Origin of the sequence: Caballeronia sp. LZ043, assembly GCF_031451075.1 — a bacterium.
In the GTDB taxonomy this organism is placed as follows: Bacteria; Pseudomonadota; Gammaproteobacteria; order Burkholderiales; family Burkholderiaceae; genus Caballeronia.
This window is the reverse complement of the sequence record NZ_JARUXT010000004.1, coordinates 656,442-677,805: the sequence shown is the minus strand read 5'-3', so window position 1 is coordinate 677,805 and position 21,364 is coordinate 656,442. Positions and strand designations below refer to the sequence as shown.

The following is a 21,364-nucleotide window of genomic DNA, read 5'->3' as shown; positions in this document are numbered from 1 at the left end:
CGCATGAACCCGCTTGCCTGTTTTGTGGCTCGAGGCCTGTTGCCGGCGAATGCCTCGCGCGTGCGGATCTCGGTGGAAGCGCGCGTCAGGCGCCGCCGCCGTCGCATGGGGCCGGGATCACGCCGGTTGCCATCGCGAGCGACGCCCGTATTTCACTACCTGGCTCGATAACCACCACACCCGTTCCGTCCACGCCGCGCGCCGCGAGATTGAAGCCGTCGCTGACGTGCGACACCGGCTCGACGCACAGATAGCCCGCCCCCGCCGGACAATGCACGACGACGTGGCTCAAGGCGTCGCCGGCTGTGAGGGCAAGCGTACGGCCGTGCGCGTAATGCAGCGTCGCGCGGCCGTCCCAGCCGCTGAGATAGCGCGTGTAGCCCTGCATCTCGCGTGCGTGCCGGCGGGGCGGCGCCTCGCTGGATACCCCGACCGCGATCTCTTCCTCATGGCGCCACAGCGTGGCCGCGTCGACTTCCCCCTCCGTCGCGGCGAAATAAGGATGGAAACCCAGCCCGACCGGCATTGGCAGCGATGAGCGGTTCAACACGCGCATCGACAGGCGCGCGCCCTCGGGTGTGGCCTCGATCAGCTGCACCGCTTCGAACGCCCACGGCCAGCCATGCTCGTCCGCGCGATGAACGAAGCGCAGCACGACGCAATCCGGCTCGTGCAGTTCCGCCTGCCACGCCGCGAACTGGCCGAAGCCATGCAGCGCGTGCCGCATGCCGGGAAATGTCGCCAGTTCGACGAGTGAACCGTCCGGCCCCGCGAAGCGCGCATCGCGCACCCGGTTGGAGAACGGCACGAGCGGATAGCTTCCGCCTTTCGGCCACGCGTCGCAGGGCCAGCTCGCCGCCGTCACCGGCGCGAGCCATTCCTGAACGCCGTGTGCATCCGCGGTGGCGAAGCGCGTGATGCGCCCGCCGGCCTGCGGCGCGATCTCCAGCGTATGCGGCCCGCTGGAGATGACGAGCTTCGGCTCCGCCTCGAGTGTCACGACCTCACGCATCTTCGTCACGTTGCTGTTTCGTCAGGGAGAAACCGGCGCGCGGCCGCGTCCGTGTCGGTCACGGTCACTGTTTCTGTTCCTTCACCCGCGACACGAGCTGCGTCGGGCTCACGAACTGCAGCGCGATCAGCACCCAGACCATCGTGATCGCCATGTAGATCATCGCCATGGCGTCGATGGATTGCGGCGCGCGCACGCCCGTCGAGAACACCGCGTAGTACAGCGCGACCACCAGCGTCTGCGTGGTCGGTCCGGCGGTGAAGAAGGTGAGCTCGAACATGCCGATGGTGCGCACCAGCACCAGCAGCCCTGCCGCGAGCATGCCCGGCACGAGCAGCGGCAGCAGCACGTAACGAAAATAACGGAACGTGTTCGCACCAAAAATGCGTGCGGCTGATTCCAGATTCGGATCGATCTGCTCGATAAACGGCGTCATGACAAGAATCACGAACGGCAGCGCCGGCACCAGGTTCGCGAGAATCACGCCGGTCAGCGTGCCCGCGAGATGGAACTTGTACATGACCGTGGCCATCGGAATGCCGTAGGTCACGGGCGGCACCATCAGCGGCAGCAGGAACACGAGCATCGCGAAGCGCTTGCCGGGGAACTGCACGCGCGCCAGCGCGTACGCCGCCGGCACGCCGAGCACGATGGACAGCAGCACCACCGCGCCCACCACTTCGAGCGTCACGAGCAGCACGCTCGAGAGCTGGAAATCGCTCCATGCCTGCGCATACCAGTGCAACGTGAAGCCCTGCGGCAGCAGCGTACCGAACCAGCGTGTCGCCACCGAGTTCACGGCAACGGTCGCGATCAGCAACAGTACGTTGAGCAGGAAGAAGCCCATCGTCGCCCAGACGATGCCCTTCCACAGTCGGTCGCGGAGGCTCGTTTGCTGTTTCATCGCACGGGTGGCGCCTTGTGTCGGGGCGCCGGCCTGCCAGCCGGACGCCGCGTGGTTATCGGTTGTCATCAGCCCTTGCCTCCGGTCACCGGACCCGTATAGAAGAAACGGCGCGCGCCGAGCATGCCGCCCACCACGAGCAACTGCACGAAACCCATGACGATCGCGATGGTCGATGCCAGCGCATAGTCATAGCTTTCGAACGCGGCTTCCGACGCAGCGATGGAAATGACGCGCGTCGGACCGGCCGGCGCGCCAAGCAGCACCGCCGACGGGAACACCGAAAACGCCTGCACGAAGGACAGGCACGCAGTCATCGTCAGGCCCGGCAGCAGCAACGGCAGGTAGACCTGGCGAAACTGCTGCCAGGGACTCGCGCCGAGCGTCGCGGCCGCGCGCGCGAGCGTCGGGTCGATGCCGGTCACGTAGGACAAGGTCAGCAGGAACGCGAACGGAAAACCCGACACGATCAGCGAGATCAGCACACCCCAGTAGTTATGCGTGAGGCGCACTTCATCGCCGTACAGGTGCAACGCCTGCAAGGCCTGCGGAAACCAGCCGTTGGGGCTGAAATAGGTGAGCATGCCGTCGGCGATCAGCACCGTGCCGAGCGTCACCGGCACGACCAGCAGCGTGGTCACGAACTTCTGCCACGGCGACGTGCGGCGCAACGCGAACGCCACCGGGACCGAGACGCCGACGTTGATGACGGTGGCAGGCACGGCGAGCTTCAGCGTGACGATGATGGTCGGCCACATCGACGTATCGGTGAAGAACGTGATGTAGTTGGCCCAGATGCTGCCGCCGTTCATCGGCTGGAACGACAGCATCAGGCCGTACGCGAACGGATAGATGAACAGCGCGACGATGAAGAGCAGCGCCGGCGCAACCAGCCAGCCCTTCGGATCGCGCGGCTGGGCGGGCAGCGCGATCATTGCTCTGCTCCGTAGACGAGGATCTTCGATGGCGCCACGCGCAGCGCAATGCGCTCGCCTTCCGCACATTCACCCGCGATGCGCGCCCACAGCCTGCCGAACGCCGTATTCACGATGATGAGCGAATCGCGGCCGCCATACTCGACCACTTCCACGTGCGCATCGAAGGCGTTTTCAGTGCCGGGCGTCGCGCGCTCCATGTCTTCGGGGCGCAACGCCACCGCGACCTGCTTGCTGTCGAAACCTTCCATCGGCGTGCCGAGCAGCTTGACGCCGTTCGCGTTCACGGCGACCGCCTCGCCCTGCGTGCCTTCGAGCGTCGCCGCGACGACATTGCGAAAGCCCATGAAGCGCGCGACGTGCAGGTTCTTCGGTCGCGAATAGACTTCCTTCGGCGACGCCACCTGCTGCACCACGCCTTCCCTCATCACGACGATGCGATCCGCCATCGACAGCGCCTCGTCCTGATCGTGCGTCACGTAGAGCGTGGCGCGCTCCAGCTTGCCGTGAATGCGGCGGATCTCCGCGCGCATCTCGATGCGCAGCTTGGTGTCGAGGTTCGAGAGCGGTTCGTCCATCAGCACGAGCGGCGGCTCGATGACGATCGCGCGGGCAATGGCCACGCGCTGCTGCTGGCCGCCGGAGAGCTGGCCGGGCAGCTTGGCGTCGTGACCGGTCAGTTGCACGAGTTGCAATGCGGCTTTTGCGCGCCTGGTCGCTTCGGCTTTCGGCACGCCGCGCATCTTGAGGCCGAAGCCGACGTTGTCGAGCACCGACATATGCGGGAACAGCGCGTAGTTCTGGAAGACCATGCCGAAGCCGCGCTTCTCGGGCGGCAGCACGTCGATACGTTTGTCATCGAGCCAGATACCGCCCCCCGTCAGCGGCTGCAGGCCGGCGATGCAGTTGAGCGCGGTCGACTTGCCGCAACCCGATGGCCCCAGCAGCGCGATGAACTCCCCGCGCTGGATGTTCAGATCGAGGCCTTTCAGTGCGGCGAGCTGTTGCCCTTCCGCGTTGGTGAAGCTGCGCGAGACCGAGTCGAGGCGCAGTTGCTCAAAGGTGTGCTTCATGACGAATTCCTGCGCGCGGATAAGCGCGTGTCTTGTGCAGGCGGCGACGCTCCTTGCCAGGAACGTCGCCGCATCGGGGCCGCGGTGGGCTTACTTCGTCTTTGCCGCGCCGATCTCGCGATCCCATTTCTGGAAGGCGGCGACCATCGCCTGGGCATTCAGCGGCACGACGTGCGGACGGTCCGCAAGCAGCTTCGCGTACTCGGGACGGCCGAACTTCTGGATCACTTCCTGGCTCTTCGCCGGGGCCATCGAGAGCGGCACGTCCTTCACCGCCGGGCCCGGATAGAAGTAGCCGTCGTCATAGGTCAGCGCCTGCTGCGCGGGCTCCAGCATGAAGTTCATCAGCTTATAGAGCACGTCGAGCTTTTCCTTCGGCACGCCCTTCGGGATGACCATGTAGTGGGCGTCGTTGACCCAGGTCATGTTGTCGAAGGCGCCGACCTTGAATTCCGCGGGCACGATGCCGAGCGCGCGCGGATTGATGTCCCAGCCCGTCACGGTCACGGTCATGTCGCGCGTGCCTTCCCCGAGTTCCTTCATCACGGCCGACGTGCCGCCCGGATAGTACGGAACGCAGTCGTTGAGCTGCTTGAGGAACGCCCAGGTCTTGTCCCAGCCGTTGATCGGGTCCATCGGGTCCTTGTCGCCGAGCACGTACGGCAAACCCATCAGGAAGGTGCGGCCCGGGCCGGAGTTGGCTGGACGCGCATAGATCAGCTTGTTCGGATGCGCCTTGCACCACGCCAGCAACTGATCCGGAGTCTTGGGGACGTCGGTGACCTTGGCCGGGTTGTATTCGAGCAGCGGACCCGCGGGCATGTACGTCACTTCGAGGCCATAGCCTTGCGCGATGTCCTGCATCTTGCGCGGACCGGGCGCGTACTTGTCGAGTACGCCGGGGAATGCCTTCGATTGATCCGGCAGGAGCTTCTCCCACAGGCCCTGCTGGATGCCGGCCGCGAGCGCGTCAGTGCCCGTCACGACGAGGTCGATGTCCGAGCGCCCCGCCGCCTGCATTGCCTTGATCTTGCCGGGCAGCTGCGGCGCCGGGGCATTGGTGAAGGTGATGCTGGAAACCAGGTCGGGATACTTGGCCTTGAAAGCCTCGAAGCCCTTTTGCGTCAGTTGCAGATTGCCTGCGACGTCCACGATGTTGATCGACACGGGATCGGCCGCCTGCGCCGCACTCATGCCGAAGGCCGCGCCGACGGCGATGCACACCGTCGCCAGCTTCACTGACAGTCCTGCCTTGAAAACCATGTTGTCGTCTCCTCACTTCGCTCGCAACCACGGGTCGGGAAGGGATCGGTCGCGTCACCGACATCGCTTGCCGCGCGAGCGCCGCCCCGTTTGTGATTCTTTCTCTGTGCTGCGTGTTTTTTAAGTCGGGCTTGTCTGGTGGTTTGTTTCTGCGCGCATCCTGATTGCCGCTGGAAGCTGAAAAATAGCTAACGAGGTTATAGGATGTCAAGCAAATTGCCTTGTGCTGGCGTGTTACCGAAACCTTGAGAGGTATCGTTTTCTTAAGCTGATAACGGCTTGCGGCCGTATCTCGGGAGATACCCGAAGCCAGTGTTTTCTCGACGGTTTAACCGCTCATCAAGAATGTTTCCTTGAGCGTTTCCGTGAGTTTCCTTTGAGGCTTCAATTGGGCGGCCACGCCGTGGGTCCGAGCGCCTGGACTCCTTCAGGCAGACTAGCGGCCGGTCTACATGGACTCGATGCCACCCCCAAATTCTTCCTGCCTTCATGCGAGATGTTGTCAGGCAACTTCGAATAGCTCTGCGCGGTTGCCAAGGTTGTATGACAACGCATTGCCGAAGAACTTGCTAAACGCCGAACATGCGCTCGAGTGCGTTCCTGAGATGAGCGTCCATGGCAGCCGCAGCTTTCTCGCGATCACGGGCTTCGATCGCTTCGAGCACCTCGAGGAGCTCTTGCTGAGTGAGCCGCTGACGTTTCAGCGCATTGAGCGGCGACAGCGTCTGCGACAGGTTCGAACTGAAGATGATCTGCTCTTCGATGAAGGACAGCATCGTGACGAAGAAAGGGTTTCTGGACGTTCGCGCCACGGCTAGCCGGAAGGCAAAGTCGTCGTGCGCATCGATGCCCTTTTGCGCCTCGACGGAGCTTGCCATCCGGTTCCAGGCAAGCCTGAGCGCGTGCAGGTCGGAGTCCTCGGCGTTGTCGGCGGCCAGCTCGGCCGCGCCGGTCTCCATCACCAGACGAAATTCATAGCAGCGCCGGATGTCGGACAAGGTTTCCACAGGCGCAAAGCGGCGAGCGTCCGGATCAGGCCGACGCCCGACCACGGTGCCCGAACCGCGCCGCGTCACGATGATGCCGTCGGCGCGCAGGCGGGCAAGCGCCTCGCGCACCGTGGGGCGGGAAGTGGCGAAGCGTTCTGCGAGCGCGTGCTCTGTCAGCAGACGATCGCCTTCCTTGAACTCGCCTTCGACGATGCGGTTGAGAATGTCGCTGTAGATCCGGTCGGCGAGGCCGGCTGCCTTGCGCTCGTTCATGTTCTCGCGAGGGCACGCTTGTCAGGGAGGAGCACCGATTGTAAGGCAGCTTTTTTTGATTCGGCGGATGAGATTTGCATCACGAATGCAAAATGCAACGTGCAAACGCGTTTCAGCGCTGCGTGGAAACGACAAGGGCGCGCCCCGATGCCCGGCGGCGCGCCCTTCCCTGTTTGCGGAACTGCTTCGTTCGTCTACAGCGACAGCAGCCTGCGCGCTTCCTTCGCGGTCGCTACCGGCCGGCCATACTCCGCGCACAGCGAGGCCACCCGGCTGACCAGTTGTGCATTGCTCTTGGCGAGGGTGTCCTTGTCCCAGCGCACGTTGTCTTCGAGACCGGTACGGCAGTGACCGCCCATTTCGAGCGTCCAGTGGTTTACCTCGAGTTGATGGCGCCCGATACCTGCTGCGGTCCAGGTTGCATCGGGGAGATGCTTGCGCAACTGCTCGACTTCGAACTCGAGGATCTCGCGCCGCGCGGGCAAGGCATTCTTTACGCCAAGGACGAACTGCACATGCACCGGCGACTTCAGCAAGCCCTGGTTCACGAGATCGACGGTGCTGTACAGCATCGCCAGATCGAAGATTTCGATCTCGGGTTTCACGTGATGGTCGAGCATGGTTTGCGCCAGCGAGCGCACGAAGTCCGGCGGATTCTCGTAGACGATAGTCGGAAAGTTCACTGATCCCGTGGCAAGCGACGCCATGTCGGGCTTCAGATCCAGCATCGCGCCCCGCTGCTCGAAGGAGCGGCCGCGTCCGCCCGTCGAGAACTGGATGATGATGTCCGGACAGTGCTTGCGAATGCCCTCCTGCAGTTCCGCAAAGCGGTGACGGTCCGAGCTGGAGCGTTCGTCCTCGTCGCGCACATGCAGATGCACGAGCGTCGCGCCCGCGTCGTAGGCTTCGTGCGTGCTTTCGATCTGCTCGGCAATCGTGATGGGCACGGCGGGATTGTCTTTCTTGCGCGGCACCGATCCGGTGATCGCGACGGAAATCACGCAAGGTTCCTGGGTCTTCGCTTCAGTCACGCTTCGCTCCTATGCGGCAATATCGTCAGACGGAGCACGCAATCGCGCAACGCCATCCAAAATTAACTATCTAGTACGTTTGTGAATGCTGAGGCATGGCCTGCCGCGCTGCAAGCCACACAAACCCTTAGAACGTTCATCGCGGACAGTTGCAAACGACCGTTCGTTGTACGGTGCGGTTGACGCCCGCGCGCGCGGCCTCTCTATGGTTTCTGGGCGTGTTCCGCAAGCATCCTGCCAACCTGCTCGTCGGTGATGGCTGGCTTGATGTCGAACATGAAGATGTCGGCCCATTCGAGCGCCCAGCGAGCCAGCGGTTCGACGTCATCGCATTCACATACGGCGATACCCCAGATCGAACCGATTGCATGCCATCGGCCAATCAGATGGATGCCATCCGGCGGCGCGCCGCGCGTCTGGAGGAATCGCTCGGCGGCCTGTCTTTCCACTTCGGGTTGCGCCGTCCAGTTGACGATGAATAGCATGGCTCGATCCTCCCGATGGACACCGCGACGCGTATGCATGGCGACGTACGCGCGGCTGCATCGGCGCGTGGACGATGCAATCAATCCAGTATAGGAGGCGGCCGGAAAGAAAAGCGTGAAACGTATTTTGCGTATTGCATTACGCATTCAGCATGCCTCGAATGCACTATGCTCTTGCCACCTGTTGCGTCGCATTGAAGAAGCGTTCAGGGCAGCACGACAACGGGCACCCGTGTCACCGGCTGCGCGTAAGTCACCCGGATCGCGGGCGTCACCGCATAAGCTGGCAGCGGGACCGGAGCGACGATCACTGGCGGCCGCGGGGGCGGCGGTGCAATGACTGCCACCAGAGCAGCCACTGGCGCAATCGTCACGGTACGCGCGGGCACATAGTAGTACGGAGGCCGCGGAGGCGGTGCGTAGTAGTACACCGGGCGCGGCGCTGCGATGACGACTGCGGGCGCCACATAGGAAACCTGCACGCTCGTACCGGCCATTGCGGTCCTCGCGCAAGTCAGGGTAATGGCGGCCACGGCGGAAACACTCAGCAAGCGAAAGTTCATGATGATGGTCCTCAATGCACGTCAGACGTTGGGAATGGCCGAGCAAAGGAAGCGTCGGCCGGCGATGAGAACGATAGCGAAGCGCCGCGCAAAGCGTGAGCGATGACTTGTGTCGGCGCGTGTCATCGCCGGCCATGCCGTGCACATGACATGCGGCGACATGGATTCACGGCGCGCTCGGGATTGCGCTTGCAACGCGGCTCAATAGAATGAGCCTCACCTGTCTTGCTCATTCGCATCCGAATCAAGGAGAGACTCATGCGAAAGACCCTTGCCGCTGTTGCTGCCTGCCTGGTGTGCGTCGCTTTGGCCCCGGCCTTCGCGCAGACCGCCACCCAACCGATGGGCGCAAGCCCGCATGTCGAACGCGCGCTTGGCCAGTTGCAGGCCCGCTTCACGAACGCCAACACCACGCGCGATGGCAGACTCACCCGTGAGCAGGCCGCCAGCGGCATGCCGATGGTGGCGAAGCATTTCGACGAGATCGATACGCAGAAGAACGGTTTCGTCACCCTGCCGCAGATCGAGGCGTTCATGCGCGCCCACGCCTCGCAACGCTGAACGCTGAACGCTGACCGCCCGGAGCCCGCTCATGGACACCCTGCCGAAGATCATCGTGCTCGACGACGAAGCCGAGTTGCGCAACATGCTGCAGCGCTTTCTGAGTTCGCAGGGATTCGAAGTGCGTGTCGTCGAGAACGGCAAGCGGCTCGACCGCTGTCTCCAGCGCGAACCTTATGACCTGCTCGTGCTCGACTGGATGATGGAGCCGGAAGACGGTCTCTCCGTGTGCAAGCGTCTGCGTGCCGAAGGCCAGACGCTGCCGATCCTCATGCTCACGGCCAAGGGCGATCCCGTCGACAAGGTCGTCGGCCTCGAGACCGGCGCGGACGACTATCTCGCCAAGCCGTTCCTGCCGCAGGAACTCGTCGCGCGGGTGCGCGCGCTGCTGCGCCGCCAGAAGATCGCCGCCGGCGATCCGACGCATACCCGGCAAGTCATCCGCTTCGGCGAATTTCGCCTCGATCTCGCGCGCCAGATACTCTTCAGGAATGGCGAGCCCTTCGAGATCCACTCTGCGCAGATGCAGTTGCTGAACGCGCTCGGTTCATCGCCGAATCGTGGGGTGAGCCGCGACAACCTCATCGCGCGCACGCGAGGCCGCGATCATGACGCGCTCGATCGCAGCATCGACGTGCAGGTGTTGCGCCTGCGGCAACTCGTCGAGGAAGATCCGGGCAAGCCGCGTTTCATCAAGACCGTGTGGGGCGTCGGCTACATGCTGCTCGCCGAAGTCGAGGCGGATGCGCCGTGAAGCTCGCGCCGCGCTCGCTCTTCGCGCGCAACGTGCTGTTGCTTGTCGCGCTGGTCGCGGTGAGCCAGGTCTGCGCCACCGCCGTGCTGCTGCATTTCATCCAGACGCCGCGCATTGAGCGCGCGGCCTCCGCGTTCGCGAGTTACATCGTCACCCTCGACACGCTGCTCAGGACGACCCCGCCCGATGCCGCGCAAACCGTCACGTCGCATCTCGACATGCGCGCCGACTTGCCCGCGGGCGCCGCGCCCTTCACGCCTGAGTCGCGACTGCATTTCTATGAAACCTATCAGCGGCGGACCTTTGTCGAGAGCCTGCGGCGTCATCTGCCCGCAGACCTGCTGGTGCGCTGGCAAAGCGGCGATACCAGCGACGACGGTCAGCAGCGCTTGTGGATTCGCGCGCATCTGTCGGACGAGCCGCGCTGGATTGCATTGCCGGTTCCCGAAGCCGCCCATGGCGACGGCATCGCTACGGCCCTGCTGCTCTCGCTGGGACTGGGCGCGCTTGCCACCGGCACGGCGTATGTGATCCAGCGGCACCTGAACCGCCCGCTCGCCCATCTCGCCGACGCGGCGCGCCGTGTCTCAGCGGGTGGGGACCCGGGCGTCCTGCCGAACGATGGCCCGACCGAAATCGCGGAAGTCAGCGACGCCTTCAACCGCATGACCGCCGCGCTGAGGGAAGCCGACGCGACGCGCGCACTGATGCTCGCCGGTATTTCGCACGACATCCGCACGCCGATGACCAAGCTGCGTCTCGCGATGGCCATGTCGTCCGTGCCGTCGATGGACGCGTCATTCGCGGCATCGGCGGAAGGCTACCTCGAGACCATCGACACGATCCTGCAGCAGTTCATGGACTATGCCGGAAGCGGCGCGAAGGAGATGCCGGTCGTCGGCGACCTGAATGCGCTGATCGCGAATCTCGCCGCTGATTTTGCAGGCCTGGGTCACGAGTTCACGCTGGAACTCGGCGAAGTGCAGCCCTTCGCGTTCCGTCCCATCAGCATGATGCGCATGTTGATGAACGTCATGCAGAATGCGGTCCTTTACGGTGTGGTGGGACTGGAGGCTCGCACCTGGACCGATGCGCGGACACGAAGCGTGTGCGTCGTGATTGCGGATCGCGGCAAGGGACTCGCCGGGCAGGATCCCGAGGCGCTCAAGCAGCCGTTCAGGCGCGGCGGCGGCGAAGGCCAGCCGAAAGGCACGGGGCTGGGCCTCGCGATCGTCGAGCGCATTGCCAGGCTGCATGGCGGCACGCTCGAACTGCGTCCGCGCGAGGGCGGCGGCGCCGAGGTGCGTATCGTTCTGCCGCTCTGATGCTTACGCCACAGCGGCGGGTTGTCCTTTCCGCGATCCGTGAACCATACTGCAATCAGCAGGAGGAGCGCGCCATGGAACCCTCGCTTCACCGCAACACGGCAGTCACGCTTCACGTCCGCTTAGCCGACGCGGATGCCATTCCGTTTCCCACCCGTACTCTCGAACGAGGCGCCGCGCTCTACACCACGGGTGAGCCGCTGCGCTCGCTCTATACCGTGCAGAGCGGCTGCTTCAAGAGCGTCGCGACCTTTCCGGCGAACGATCTGGACAGCGCGCCTCATACCCAGGTCACCGGCTTCCATCTGCCGGATGAAACGCTTGGCCTCGACGGCATCTGCACGGGACGACATGAAAGCGACGCCATCGCACTCGAAAACAGCGTGGTGCGCATCATGCCCGTGGGCATTCTTGAACCGCTGTGCCGCGAATATGCGGCCATGCAGCACGAACTGCTGGCGATCATGAGCGCCGAGATCGTGCGGGCCTCGCGACTCGCACTGATGCTGGGCACGATGCCCGCGCGCGAGCGCGTGGCGGCGTTCCTGCTGGACCTGTCCGAGCGGCTCGACGCGCCAGCGCCGCCGGCTGACCTGCTGCTGCCAATGACGCGCGGCGACATCGGAAGTTATCTCGGTCTCGAACTGGAAACCGTGAGCCGGATGCTGTCGAAGCTGCAACGTGAAGGCGTGATCGGGCTCAACGGCAGGCAGTTGCATATCGTCGATCGCATGAAGCTGGAACGCCTTTGAGCGCATCGGTGCGCGATCCATTTCGCCATGCCAACGACGCCTGGTTCTTTGCATGATGCATTCTGCATTCATTGTTGCACCGCACACGCAACGGATCCGCCCGACGCCGCCGTTCGTGCGGGTTGCAACCTGCTGGGGCGTTCATTGTCCGGCGTGGTGCAACGCGCACGGACGGCGGGCGGATTCGCGTGTCACCGTCGGCACGCTTGCGGCTTATGTGATGGGGTTGCGCCTTGGAAGCCTGCGGCAAAACGCCTACTGAAAGTCGTCATATTGCCGAGCTAGACTGAAATTGATGCGCCGGTACTTTCGTGACGTCATCCGACGCAAATCGGCATTGGACTTGCTTGATGCTTGCATGCTTCGCTCTGCTGCAATGCGCAAGCGCTGTCGATAGAGGCTCCCTTTCCGAACGTCGCGCCGATGAAACTTGTCCATGCGGCGCCATTAAACTTATTGGCCGTATGCCGTTCGAAACCGACATTGCTGCTCTCGGCGTGCGAGGCCCGAACCAATACGCGCGGCGCAACGCCTGAAGCGAGTTGCTTCGAGACGCCGCCTTTCATTCGACGACGCTCATGGCCGGCGTACATGCGCCGAGCGTCATGTCCATCGATTCGTATCATGGAGGATGACATGCGTATCACCGTGAAGCTGGATGGTTTCGAAGGCGCCCAATCCGCGGCATACGCCATTCTGTGGCTCGACAAGGAAACACGCCGCTGGTCGCGCGAGGGACACCAGGCGGTCGAAGTCCCTGACTGGGGCGGACTGCGCGCGGGAACGAACGGAACGATGATCTGCGGCCAGCGCATCGAAGAGCCGATCTGCGTGCTGGAGCGTCTTGACTTCGATACCCCCGGCGGCCCTTGCGAAGGCCTCGCCGGACGCGTGCTGTGGTATGCCGGTGGCGTCGATGGCTCAAACCCGCACAGCACTGGACGCTGGCATGTGCAGTGCATCGACCGCGAACAGATCCAGGCCGAGCATGGCGTGTTCGCGGGAGGAGAAGATCGCTGATTCACCCGGCCGAAGGATCAGGGATCATCGCCCGGCAGAGGCGTCAGCATCACGACAAACGACGCCGCCCCCAGCAGAATCGCGAGCACGCCGTACCAGGTCACAGCGGTCTCGTCGAACAGCAGCCCGCGCAGTGCCGCATGAATGCCGCCGAGTGTCACGAAGACCGCCCCCAGCGCCGCAACGATTCGTCCTTCGCCCTTGATCATGATGCGCTCCCGCCTGCTTCCGCGGTGGGAGCCAACTGCCCGTGAACCGCTCGCCACCGCCTGTCACCGTGTATTCATGGTCGTTGCGGCACCGTGGCGCACGTTGACCTGCATCAAGCGGGCATCATGGCGAGCGCGATCGTCATCGTCGCCCACATGGCGTTTTCCCTTGCCCCAAGATCGGCCTTTAAATTGGTAGTATCAGGTGCCGGCGGCGTCTCGGCCTGGGGACGCACGCAAGGTGAGACAGCCCGGTCATCCGCGCTCTTCATGCAGTCGGACAGCGGAATCCGCGCTCGACCGAACGAATCTGGGAGACATGATGAATCAAAATTTCAGCGATCCGTTCAGCCAGTTTGCCGCCATGTTCCAGCAATATCAGTTGCCGGGATTCGATGTCGCCGCGATCATGGAATCGCGTCGCAAGGACGTCGAGGCACTCGCGGCAACGAACCGCGTTGCGTTCGGCGGCATCGAAGCGTTGCGCGACAAGCAGCTTGAAATCCTGCGCCGCACCTTGAGCGATCTGGAGGGCATCGCCAAGCAGTTCGCCACTGGATCGGCGCAACCGCCGTTCAACGCCAACGAAGTCGTCCAGCGCGCCTTGCATAACGCACTCGCCGACATGCAGGACATCGCGCGCACCACTCAACAGACGCAGGCCGAAGCCTATGCGCTCGTCAGCAAGCGGATGGAAGATGCGCTGAAGGAATTGAAGTCATCGATGGAGAAGCCTCAAAGCTAGGCGCTCCGGCGCGGTTCCGTTCTTCTCGTCTTCAAGTCCACCGCGAACGGAACCCGCTTCGACATCCCGTTACTGCTTCGCCTGCGTCGTGATCTGGAACATGTCGACGGCCACCTTGTCGCGTCCGTACTTGCTTGCCAGCGCCGCCAGGCGTTTCTCGACTGCGCGCAGATAGTCGGACTTCGCTTCGCTGTCCGGACGCGGTGCATCGAAGAGCGGCGCGGGCGCGAGCATCAGCACGATCATCTCCGAACCGAACGGCTTGCCGACGATCCAGTCACCCATCGAGCCGATCGTCGCCGTGTAGTTCGGCGGCGCCTGGTTGTCGCGCGAGCGCTGGTTCGGCAGCAGATGCACGACGCTGCCGTCGGGCGGGAAGTAATCGACGTTGACGCTCGAATCGAAGCCGGGCGTCATCAGGTCGATGATCAGCGGCTGCCCTTCGGTGAGCCGGGTCGCCTGCGAACGCGTATGCACCGAGGCCGGCCGTCCCGACTGACGATTCGCCGACCAGTACGGCGCGAATACCTTGAGCAGATCGCACTTGTCATCCGCGACCTGCTGCACGCCGAAATTGGTGGTCTTCACGCCGGGTACGCGTCCGAGCGTATCCTTGAGCCGTGCGAGGCCATAACGCTGTGAAACGAAGCCCTGCACGTCGACGGTCTGGTCGTGCACCGAAGCCACCAGCGCCGAGCACGGCACGCTTGCCAGCACGGGCGTGACCGCTGCCATCGTGAGCACCGGCGCGGGCGGCGCAGGCAGGACGGGCGTGATCGCCACCTGCGAACCGGCTGACGGCGGCGCTGCGCGTTCAACATGCGCGACGGACGGCCGCGGTGCTTCGTGTGCCGCTTCGTGAGCCACTTCCGTCACGCCCTTGCTACGCTCGTAGTAGTAATATCCGCCACCGGCAATCAACAGCGCTGCCACCGCCGCCGCCGCGCCGATCGCCAGTTTCGGCGTCCCGTTCTGCTTGCTCTTGCGCATTGCCGCAGTGGCTGGCTGCGGGTCGCTGATGTCCTCCAGCAGTTGCGCCACGCTCGCCGTGCGCGCTTCACGTTCGAACGCCAGCGACGCCTTCAGCGCTTTCCACTGCTTGTTGCCGAGATGCTCCGGACGCTGCGGCTTCATGCCCGCGGCCTTCGCCTGTTGCGCGGGCACGCGGTCGAACGGATGCTTTCCTGTCAGCAACTCATAGGTGATGCAACCGAGCGCATAGACATCGTCGCGCGGGTCCGGCTCGCGATGCTCCAGCATTTCGGGACTCGCGTACGCGGGCGTCAGCGCCCCGAGGCTGCCTGGATCGAAGACGGTTGCCTCGCTCTCTTCCTCGGGGCGCTGAATCACGCGCGAAATGCCGAAGTCGATCACCTTGACTTCCGACGTATCCAGCAGGAACACGTTGGCCGGCTTGAAATCGCAATGAACGAAGCCGCGCTCGTGCGCATAGGCGAGCGCATTGGCCATGCCCTTGAAGATGGGAAACACCTCGGCGAACGGCATGCCCTTGAAGTTCGGATTTCGCAGCAGGCGCGAGAGCGGCTGTCCGGAAAGATATTCCATCGTCAGATAGACAACCGGGCCGTCGCGATCGAAGTCATACACGGTCACGATGTTGCGGTGCGCCAGTTGCTGCGCCTTGCGGGCTTCGCGTTGCAATGCGATCAGCGACTTCGGATTGCCACGGAACTGCAGGTTGAGCACCTTGATCGCGACATACGGGCGACGGTCCGATGCTTCGAGCTTGCGCAGGTCCAGGGCCTTGTAGACCGTGCCCATGCCGCCGATGCCAAGACACTCCTCCAGCACGAAGCGACTGTTGAGCGTGTCGCCGACGCCTTTCATGCGCTGGTCGTGGTCGGTTCTTATCTGCGTCGCCTGACCGAACGTCCCGCCGGTGCCGCTGGTGCCGCTGGTGCCGCTGGTGCCGCTCGTTCCGCTTGTCGCGCCGGATCCGCCCGAGCTGCTGCTCGGATCGCGCTCGGGCAGCGAAGGCGGCATGGGGGGCGGGGCGAAGCTCGTGGTGGTCTGCAGGCGCGTCTCGTCGCTGCCGACGGGGCCGGTGTCTGAGTCGAGTTCGGGACGAATGCGTGCCGCATGGTCGACACGGCGCCGGATGGCCGCGTAGACATCCGGGGGCAGAGGCTTGACCGCGTGCTCCTCGTCGAGGATCTCCATGAGTTGCTTTGGCGCGGACTGCTCGGTCGCAAGGGCGCCGTCAACCCGGGAAAAGAACTCGTCGCGCGACGCGCTGTTGCTCTGGAAAGTACGTATCGCTTGCGCAAAACTTGTCATCTGTGCGACGCGACGCGGCTCCTGTTCGATCGACCAAGTCCACTTGTCGTAACAAATACTTCATGCTGGTTCGATACTAGACTTCGCTTGCGCCTTAAGCAAATGACGTTTTTGATTCTGCGCGGCATCGCGCACATGTCTTTCGGATACCGACACATTTCGCTGAAGTGTCGGCTCACGCACGACGAACGCTGTGGCGCGGTTCGATTTTGGCGCCCTCGATATCGCGCGCAACGCCCGCTGCGCGGACCTCGGAGCCTCCGATGCGCCGATCACGCCGTATCTGGCATGCCTTTCGCGTCATTCGGCACGAGCGATCAGGCGCTGTCGGTCAGGGCGGAAGGTTCAGACCTCCTGCCCCGCAGGCGCTGGCGCGGTTTGTTGTGTTTTGCATGCAAAGAGCCAAACAGTGCGAAGGCTGAAGTCGACCCGACTGAAGCGCGGCGCGCCGGCTCACGAACCCACGGAGGAACTCATCATGGCTGTCATCAAAATCAGGGATCTCGCCGACAGCGTCGAACTCGACCGGCAAGCGATGCATACCATCGTCGGCGGCGCGCGAGACGGGCTCAAGCCATCGTTTCGTATCCGGACCGCAGCGAACCCGAATCGTGTCGTCGACTATCCGGGCGTGCCGGTGAGAGACGTGCCGGTGCAGCCGCCCGGCCCGTTCACGACGAAGATCGTCGGCAAGAAGGAAGAAAACTGACGCCACGGCCGGCGCAGGCGCGTCATCCCTGGCGCGCCGGCACGGCACCGCCCGTCAGACCGGCGCCCGGCGCGCTCGCCGACAGCGCGAGCGAACGCGCCGTACGCTTCACCAGCGCGAGACGCACCTGCTCACGCGTCGCGGCATCGAATTCGCCGAGATAACGGGTCTTGCCCGCGATCACCGCGCCCGCCGGCACGCCATCGAGATACAGCACCCGATTGCCCGCGAGCGCCGGCACTTTGTCGCCGGGCAATAGCGTACCGACCAGATTGAGCGGATCCACCGCCGACAGCGCGACCAACGCCCCGTCTCGTGCGCGGCGGCGCATGTCGCGCAGCAAGGGCACCGCCTCCGGCAGCGCGAACTGCTCGCCCGCCAGACCGGCGACGAAGCGCCCGCCGCGAATCTCGCCTCGCGCTTCCAGCCGGTGATAGACGCGCAGCAGATCGCGCCAGGGCGGCAGCCATCCGGCTTCGCGTTCGAGCAGGCGCCAGAACACCACGCCATAGCGCCGCAACAAAGTCAGCGCGACGTGTTCGAGCGCGGCGTCGTCGCGCTCGCCTTCTTCGCGGGCGCGCCGCAGCAGCGCCCAGCGCCCGGCGTCGTCCATTCCGCCGATGAACAGTCCGCCGCGCCGCGGACGCCGTGCGAAGGCGTTGCGCTTCGCCGCGGGTGCGAGCAACGCGCGCAGACCGGCAAAGCTGTCCGCGTTGACGAGTCCGAGCGACACGAGTTCGCCGAGCGCATCCTCGAGCTCCGTGCGAAGGAGACGCGCGTCGGCAAGGAGTTCGTCGAAGAACATGGCGCCATGAGTTTGCAACGCATCGAACACGCGCTGCGCGCGCGACGACATCTGCGGCGCTTCATCGGCGGACAGGAGCGCATTCCATGCGTCGAGATGGCGGCGCGGCAACAGCACGATGGGTGTGCCGCGCACCGGGCCGCCCGTCGCGCGTGCGCGTCCCGCCGGCCGCGTCCAGACCAGCTTGCCGGCGCGGCAGAGTTCGTCGAGCCAGAGTCCCGAATAATCGCCGATGCGGGCCGGCAGTATCTCGTCTTCCCACGCGACGGCCGGCGCCTCGAAACCTTCCAGTTGTTCCAGCACGGCGCCGAGCGCGTCACGGCCGGCACCGCGCGCATCCGTCCCGACGCGCTGCCATTCGAACAGGAAACGCATGAAGTCCTGCCGCTCGACCGGCTCGATTTCGCGCCGCAACCGCCGCACCGTGTAGCGATGAATCCGCGCGAGCAGATGCCGCTCGCACCATTCCTCGGTCTGCGCGCCTGGCGTGAAGCGTCCGCGCATCACATAACCCTGTGCCTCCAGCCGTGTCAGCGCGAGAGCGACAGCCGAGGCCGGCAACGCAAGCGGCCGCGCGATGTCCGGCACCGTCAGCGGCCCGCAACCGGACAAGCGCGCCCGCACGATCTCGACGAGCGCGTCGTCGGGGCTCCAGACCTCGTCGAAGCCGGCGGGCGGCCGCAACGTCGGCTGCATCGGCGCGTGCTCATAGACCGCGCGCAGGCACGCGAGCCGCTCGACGGGCGTCCACAGCGCATCGTGTTCCGCGACCTGCAGCCGCGTCGCCCGGCCGCCGCGCGCCAGCGTCTCCAGCCACGCGGGCCAGTGCGGGTGGCGCTGCGCTTCGCGCTCGGCGATGCAGGCAAGCGTCGTCAGCGCCTCGTGCATCTCGTCGGCGCTGGTGACATCGGGCCAGGCTTCCGCGCGGACGCTCTCGATGGCTTCGGGATCGAGCGCACCCAGATCGTCGACCGATTGCGGATCGGTCCAGCGGCGCGCCAGCACCGCCTGCGTGCGGCGCTCTTCGAGCGGTGCGTCGTCGAGGAATGCATAGGGCTTGGCCGACAGGATCTCGGCCGCCAGCGGCGACGGCGCCGGCAATTCGCGCGTCACCAGCCGCACCGCGCCGCTTTCGATGCGGCCCAGCAACGCGAGCCAAGCGTCGCTGTCCATGGCGTCGTGCAGGCAGTCGTCGAGCGTCTGCTCGACCAGCGGATGCGCGGGCACCTCGCGCTCGCCCGCCAGGTTTTCTGCGCACGCCACCTGGTCCGGGAACACCGCCGCGAGCAGGTCCTCGCTCTTCATGCGCTGCAATTGCGGCGCCACCTTGCGCCCGCCCGCATAGCGCGGCAGCGCGAGCGCGTTGGTCGCGTTCCAGCGCCAGCGCACGCCGAACAGCGGCGCATCGAGCAGCGCCTGGATCAGCACGTGCTCGGCGGTGCTGGACTTCAGATAGCGCCACACTTCGTCGAGCGTGAAACTGTGACTGCCTGTCAGCGAGAGCACGATGGCGTCCTCGGTCGCCGCAGCCTGTAATTCAAAATTAAAAGTACGGCAAAAGCGCTTGCGCAGCGCGAGACCCCACGCGCGATTCACGCGGCTGCCGAACGGCGCGTGAATCACGAGCTGCGTGCCGCCGGATTCATCGAAGAAGCGCTCCATGACGAGCGTGTCCTGCGTCGGCAACACGGTGAGCGCGGCGCGCGCACGCGCCAGGTATTCGACGATCTGCCGCGCCGCCTCGTCGCCGATGCCGCTCTCTTGCGCCAGCCACGCGATGACCGCTTCGATGCTGTCGTCCTGCGCCAGCCGCGTATCGATGCCCGCACGCATGCGCGCGATCGCATGCGACAGCTCATCGCTGCGCCCGGGCGCTTCGCCGAGCCAGAACGGAATATTCGGCGGCTGCCCGTTGGCATTCTCCACACGCACACGGCCGCCTTCCACGCGCACGATCCGGTACGACGTATTGCCGAGCTGGAAGACGTCGCCCGCGAGACTTTCAACGGCGAAGTCTTCGTTCACGGTGCCGATCTGCAAGCCCTGCGGCTCCAGCAGCACCGCGAAATCGGCGTTATCGGGGATCGCGCCGCCCGAGGTCACGGCAGTCAGCTTGCCGCCGCGCCGTCCGCGCAGTGTCCGGCTCACCGCGTCGCGATGCACATAGGCCGCGCGCACGCCCTGACGTCCCGTATAGCCTTCCGCGAGCGTGCGCAGCACGGCGTCGTAGCGGCTGCGCGCCAGCTCCGCATACGGAAACGCCTGCGTGACGCGCTCGTACAGCGCATCCTCGCTCCATTCGCGGCATGAGACTTCGGCGGTGATCTGCTGCGCGAGCACGTCGAGGGGCGCGCGCGGAATCTTCAGCGCATCGAGTTCGCCGCGCCGCACGCAATCGATCAAGGCGGCGCATTCGATCAGATCGTCGCGCGAAGTCGGAAACAGCCGCCCTTTCGGCATGCCGCCCACGTGATGCCCCGAGCGCCCGACCCGCTGCAGGAACGCGCCGATCGAACCCGGTGAGCCGAGCTGGCAGACGAGATCGACATCGCCGATATCAATGCCCAGTTCCAGCGACGCCGTTGCAATCAGCACACGCAACTCGCCGCGCTTGAGGCGTTGTTCGGCGACCAGCCGCTGCTCGCGCGCCAGGCTGCCGTGATGCGCGGCGACGGCGTCCTTGCCGAGGCGGTCGGTGAGATGGCGCGCCGCGCGCTCCGCCATGCGTCGCGTGTTGACGAAAACGAGCGTCGTGCGGTGTTGCGCCGACAGATCCGCGAGACGGTCGTAGACGCGCTCCCACATGTCGTTGGACATGACGGCTTCGAGCGGCATCGGCGGGAGATCGAGCGCGAGATCGCGCGCGCGGACATGCCCGACGTCGACGATCTCGCACGGCTCAGAGCCAACGACGAGAAACCGCGCCACGCGTTCGATAGGCTTCTGCGTGGCCGAGAGACCGATGCGCACGGGCCGCTGATGCCCTGCGTCCTCGCACAGCGCATCGAGTCGCGCGAGCGACAGGCTCAGGTGCGAGCCGCGCTTGCTGCCCGCCACGGCGTGAATTTCATCGACGATCACGGTGCGCGTGGTGGACAGCATCGCGCGTCCCGAGTCCGACGAAAGCAGTACGTAAAGCGATTCCGGCGTGGTGACGAGGATGTGCGGCGGACGCTTCCTGACCGCATTGCGCTCCTGCTGCGTGGTGTCGCCGGTGCGCACGGCGGCGCGGATCTCCGGCGCCGCCGTGCCCGATTCGCGCAAGGCCTGCGCGATGCCCGCGAGCGGCTCTTCCAGATTCACGCGGATGTCATTGGACAGCGCCTTCAGCGGCGACACATAGACGACCCGCGTCTCGTCCGGCAACACGCCACCGGCGGCAATGCCGTCGCGGACGAGTTCATCGAGTGCAGCCAGGAACGCGGTGAGCGTCTTGCCCGAACCCGTGGGCGCGGCAACGAGTGTCGAACGGCGCGCCTGCACCAGCGGCCAGGCGCGCGCCTGGGCGGGCGTCGGCGAGGCGAAGCGTGCGCGGAACCAGCCGGCGACGGCCGGATGAAAGCCTTGCAGGGCGTCGTTCGCGGGAGGGGATTGTCGGGGCATCCAGCTATTCTAGGGGCGCTTTCGAAACGGCGCGGGAGCGCTGAATATGCGTGCG

20 protein-coding genes are annotated in these 21,364 nt (G+C 64.9%); 7 read left to right on the top strand and 13 right to left on the bottom strand.

The window, feature by feature from the left end; genetic code table 11:
* Nucleotides 1–85 precede the first annotated feature (85 nt).
* The 9 genes from QCE64_RS30620 to QCE64_RS30580 form a co-directional block, all read right to left on the bottom strand.
* A complete protein-coding gene (locus QCE64_RS30620; RefSeq protein WP_310008604.1) occupies nt 86–1,012 on the bottom strand; it encodes an aldose epimerase in 927 nt (308 codons plus the stop codon).
* 64 nt (nt 1,013–1,076) lie between these two features.
* Nucleotides 1,077–1,916 (bottom strand): ABC transporter permease, encoded by an 840-nt coding sequence (locus QCE64_RS30615; protein WP_404987798.1) that lies wholly within the window; start codon nt 1,914–1,916, stop codon nt 1,077–1,079.
* A gap of 68 nt (nt 1,917–1,984) precedes the next feature.
* Nucleotides 1,985–2,851: a sugar ABC transporter permease gene (locus QCE64_RS30610; RefSeq protein WP_309926185.1), complete on the bottom strand. Its 867-nt coding sequence runs from the start codon at nt 2,849–2,851 to the stop codon at nt 1,985–1,987.
* Nucleotides 2,848–3,924, bottom strand: a complete 1,077-nt coding sequence (locus QCE64_RS30605; RefSeq protein ID WP_309926183.1) for an ABC transporter ATP-binding protein — start codon at nt 3,922–3,924, stop codon at nt 2,848–2,850. Before QCE64_RS30605 ends, QCE64_RS30610 begins: the two co-directional genes overlap by 4 nt.
* Nucleotides 3,925–4,014: 90 nt before the next feature.
* The gene (locus tag QCE64_RS30600; RefSeq protein ID WP_309926182.1) at nt 4,015–5,187 is read right to left on the bottom strand and encodes an extracellular solute-binding protein; all 1,173 of its coding nucleotides are present in this window, start codon (nt 5,185–5,187) and stop codon (nt 4,015–4,017) included.
* A gap of 569 nt (nt 5,188–5,756) precedes the next feature.
* Nucleotides 5,757–6,449: a FadR/GntR family transcriptional regulator gene (locus tag QCE64_RS30595; RefSeq protein ID WP_310007908.1), complete on the bottom strand. Its 693-nt coding sequence runs from the start codon at nt 6,447–6,449 to the stop codon at nt 5,757–5,759.
* 194 nt (nt 6,450–6,643) lie between these two features.
* Nucleotides 6,644–7,480: a 3-keto-5-aminohexanoate cleavage protein gene (locus tag QCE64_RS30590; RefSeq protein ID WP_309926179.1), complete on the bottom strand. Its 837-nt coding sequence runs from the start codon at nt 7,478–7,480 to the stop codon at nt 6,644–6,646.
* A 203-nt stretch (nt 7,481–7,683) separates the two neighbouring features.
* Nucleotides 7,684–7,965, bottom strand: coding sequence for a DUF3303 family protein (locus QCE64_RS30585; RefSeq protein WP_309934675.1), 282 nt, complete (start codon nt 7,963–7,965; stop codon nt 7,684–7,686).
* 206 nt (nt 7,966–8,171) lie between these two features.
* Nucleotides 8,172–8,528 (bottom strand): hypothetical protein, encoded by a 357-nt coding sequence (locus QCE64_RS30580; RefSeq protein WP_310007906.1) that lies wholly within the window; start codon nt 8,526–8,528, stop codon nt 8,172–8,174.
* Between the two features lie 258 nt (nt 8,529–8,786).
* On the opposite strand from QCE64_RS30580, the gene QCE64_RS30575 reads away from it, so the two are divergent.
* The 4 genes from QCE64_RS30575 to QCE64_RS30560 all read left to right on the top strand — a co-directional run bounded on the left by QCE64_RS30575 (nt 8,787) and on the right by QCE64_RS30560 (nt 11,920).
* Nucleotides 8,787–9,089, top strand: a complete 303-nt coding sequence (locus QCE64_RS30575; RefSeq protein WP_309926174.1) for an EF-hand domain-containing protein — start codon at nt 8,787–8,789, stop codon at nt 9,087–9,089.
* Between the two features lie 31 nt (nt 9,090–9,120).
* On the top strand, nt 9,121–9,843 hold the full coding sequence (locus tag QCE64_RS30570) for a response regulator (RefSeq protein ID WP_310007904.1): 723 nt from the start codon (nt 9,121–9,123) through the stop codon (nt 9,841–9,843).
* Nucleotides 9,840–11,168 carry an ATP-binding protein gene (locus QCE64_RS30565; RefSeq protein WP_310007902.1) on the top strand — a complete coding sequence of 443 codons (1,329 nt, stop codon included), beginning with the start codon at nt 9,840–9,842 and terminating at the stop codon, nt 11,166–11,168. Before QCE64_RS30570 ends, QCE64_RS30565 begins: the two co-directional genes overlap by 4 nt.
* Before the next feature lie 74 nt (nt 11,169–11,242).
* Nucleotides 11,243–11,920 (top strand): helix-turn-helix domain-containing protein, encoded by a 678-nt coding sequence (locus tag QCE64_RS30560; RefSeq protein ID WP_310007900.1) that lies wholly within the window; start codon nt 11,243–11,245, stop codon nt 11,918–11,920.
* 317 nt (nt 11,921–12,237) lie between these two features.
* Here QCE64_RS30560 and QCE64_RS30555 read toward each other — a convergent pair whose 3' ends face one another.
* A complete protein-coding gene (locus tag QCE64_RS30555; protein ID WP_310007896.1) occupies nt 12,238–12,558 on the bottom strand; it encodes a hypothetical protein in 321 nt (106 codons plus the stop codon).
* On the opposite strand from QCE64_RS30555, the gene QCE64_RS30550 reads away from it, so the two are divergent.
* Nucleotides 12,557–12,940 carry a DUF3564 family protein gene (locus QCE64_RS30550; RefSeq protein WP_309926166.1) on the top strand — a complete coding sequence of 128 codons (384 nt, stop codon included), beginning with the start codon at nt 12,557–12,559 and terminating at the stop codon, nt 12,938–12,940. The genes QCE64_RS30555 and QCE64_RS30550 overlap by 2 nt on opposite strands.
* Nucleotides 12,941–12,957: 17 nt before the next feature.
* Here the strand turns inward: QCE64_RS30550 and QCE64_RS30545 are convergent, their stop codons facing one another.
* The gene (locus QCE64_RS30545) at nt 12,958–13,149 is read right to left on the bottom strand and encodes a DUF2964 family protein (protein ID WP_309820007.1); all 192 of its coding nucleotides are present in this window, start codon (nt 13,147–13,149) and stop codon (nt 12,958–12,960) included.
* 319 nt (nt 13,150–13,468) lie between these two features.
* Here QCE64_RS30545 and QCE64_RS30540 point away from each other — a divergent pair, with 319 nt between their 5' ends.
* Entirely contained in the window at nt 13,469–13,894 is a 426-nt protein-coding gene (locus tag QCE64_RS30540) for a phasin family protein (protein WP_309926165.1), read from the top strand.
* Nucleotides 13,895–13,963: 69 nt separating this feature from the next.
* Here the strand turns inward: QCE64_RS30540 and QCE64_RS30535 are convergent, their stop codons facing one another.
* A complete protein-coding gene (locus QCE64_RS30535; RefSeq protein WP_310007894.1) occupies nt 13,964–16,192 on the bottom strand; it encodes a protein kinase domain-containing protein in 2,229 nt (742 codons plus the stop codon).
* A gap of 478 nt (nt 16,193–16,670) precedes the next feature.
* On the opposite strand from QCE64_RS30535, the gene QCE64_RS30530 reads away from it, so the two are divergent.
* Complete coding sequence (locus QCE64_RS30530; RefSeq protein ID WP_309926162.1) at nt 16,671–16,901, top strand: hypothetical protein; 231 nt, start codon at nt 16,671–16,673, stop codon at nt 16,899–16,901.
* 22 nt (nt 16,902–16,923) lie between these two features.
* Here QCE64_RS30530 and QCE64_RS30525 read toward each other — a convergent pair whose 3' ends face one another.
* On the bottom strand, nt 16,924–21,309 hold the full coding sequence (locus QCE64_RS30525; RefSeq protein ID WP_310007892.1) for a DEAD/DEAH box helicase: 4,386 nt from the start codon (nt 21,307–21,309) through the stop codon (nt 16,924–16,926).
* Between the last annotated feature and the right edge of the window lie 55 nt (nt 21,310–21,364).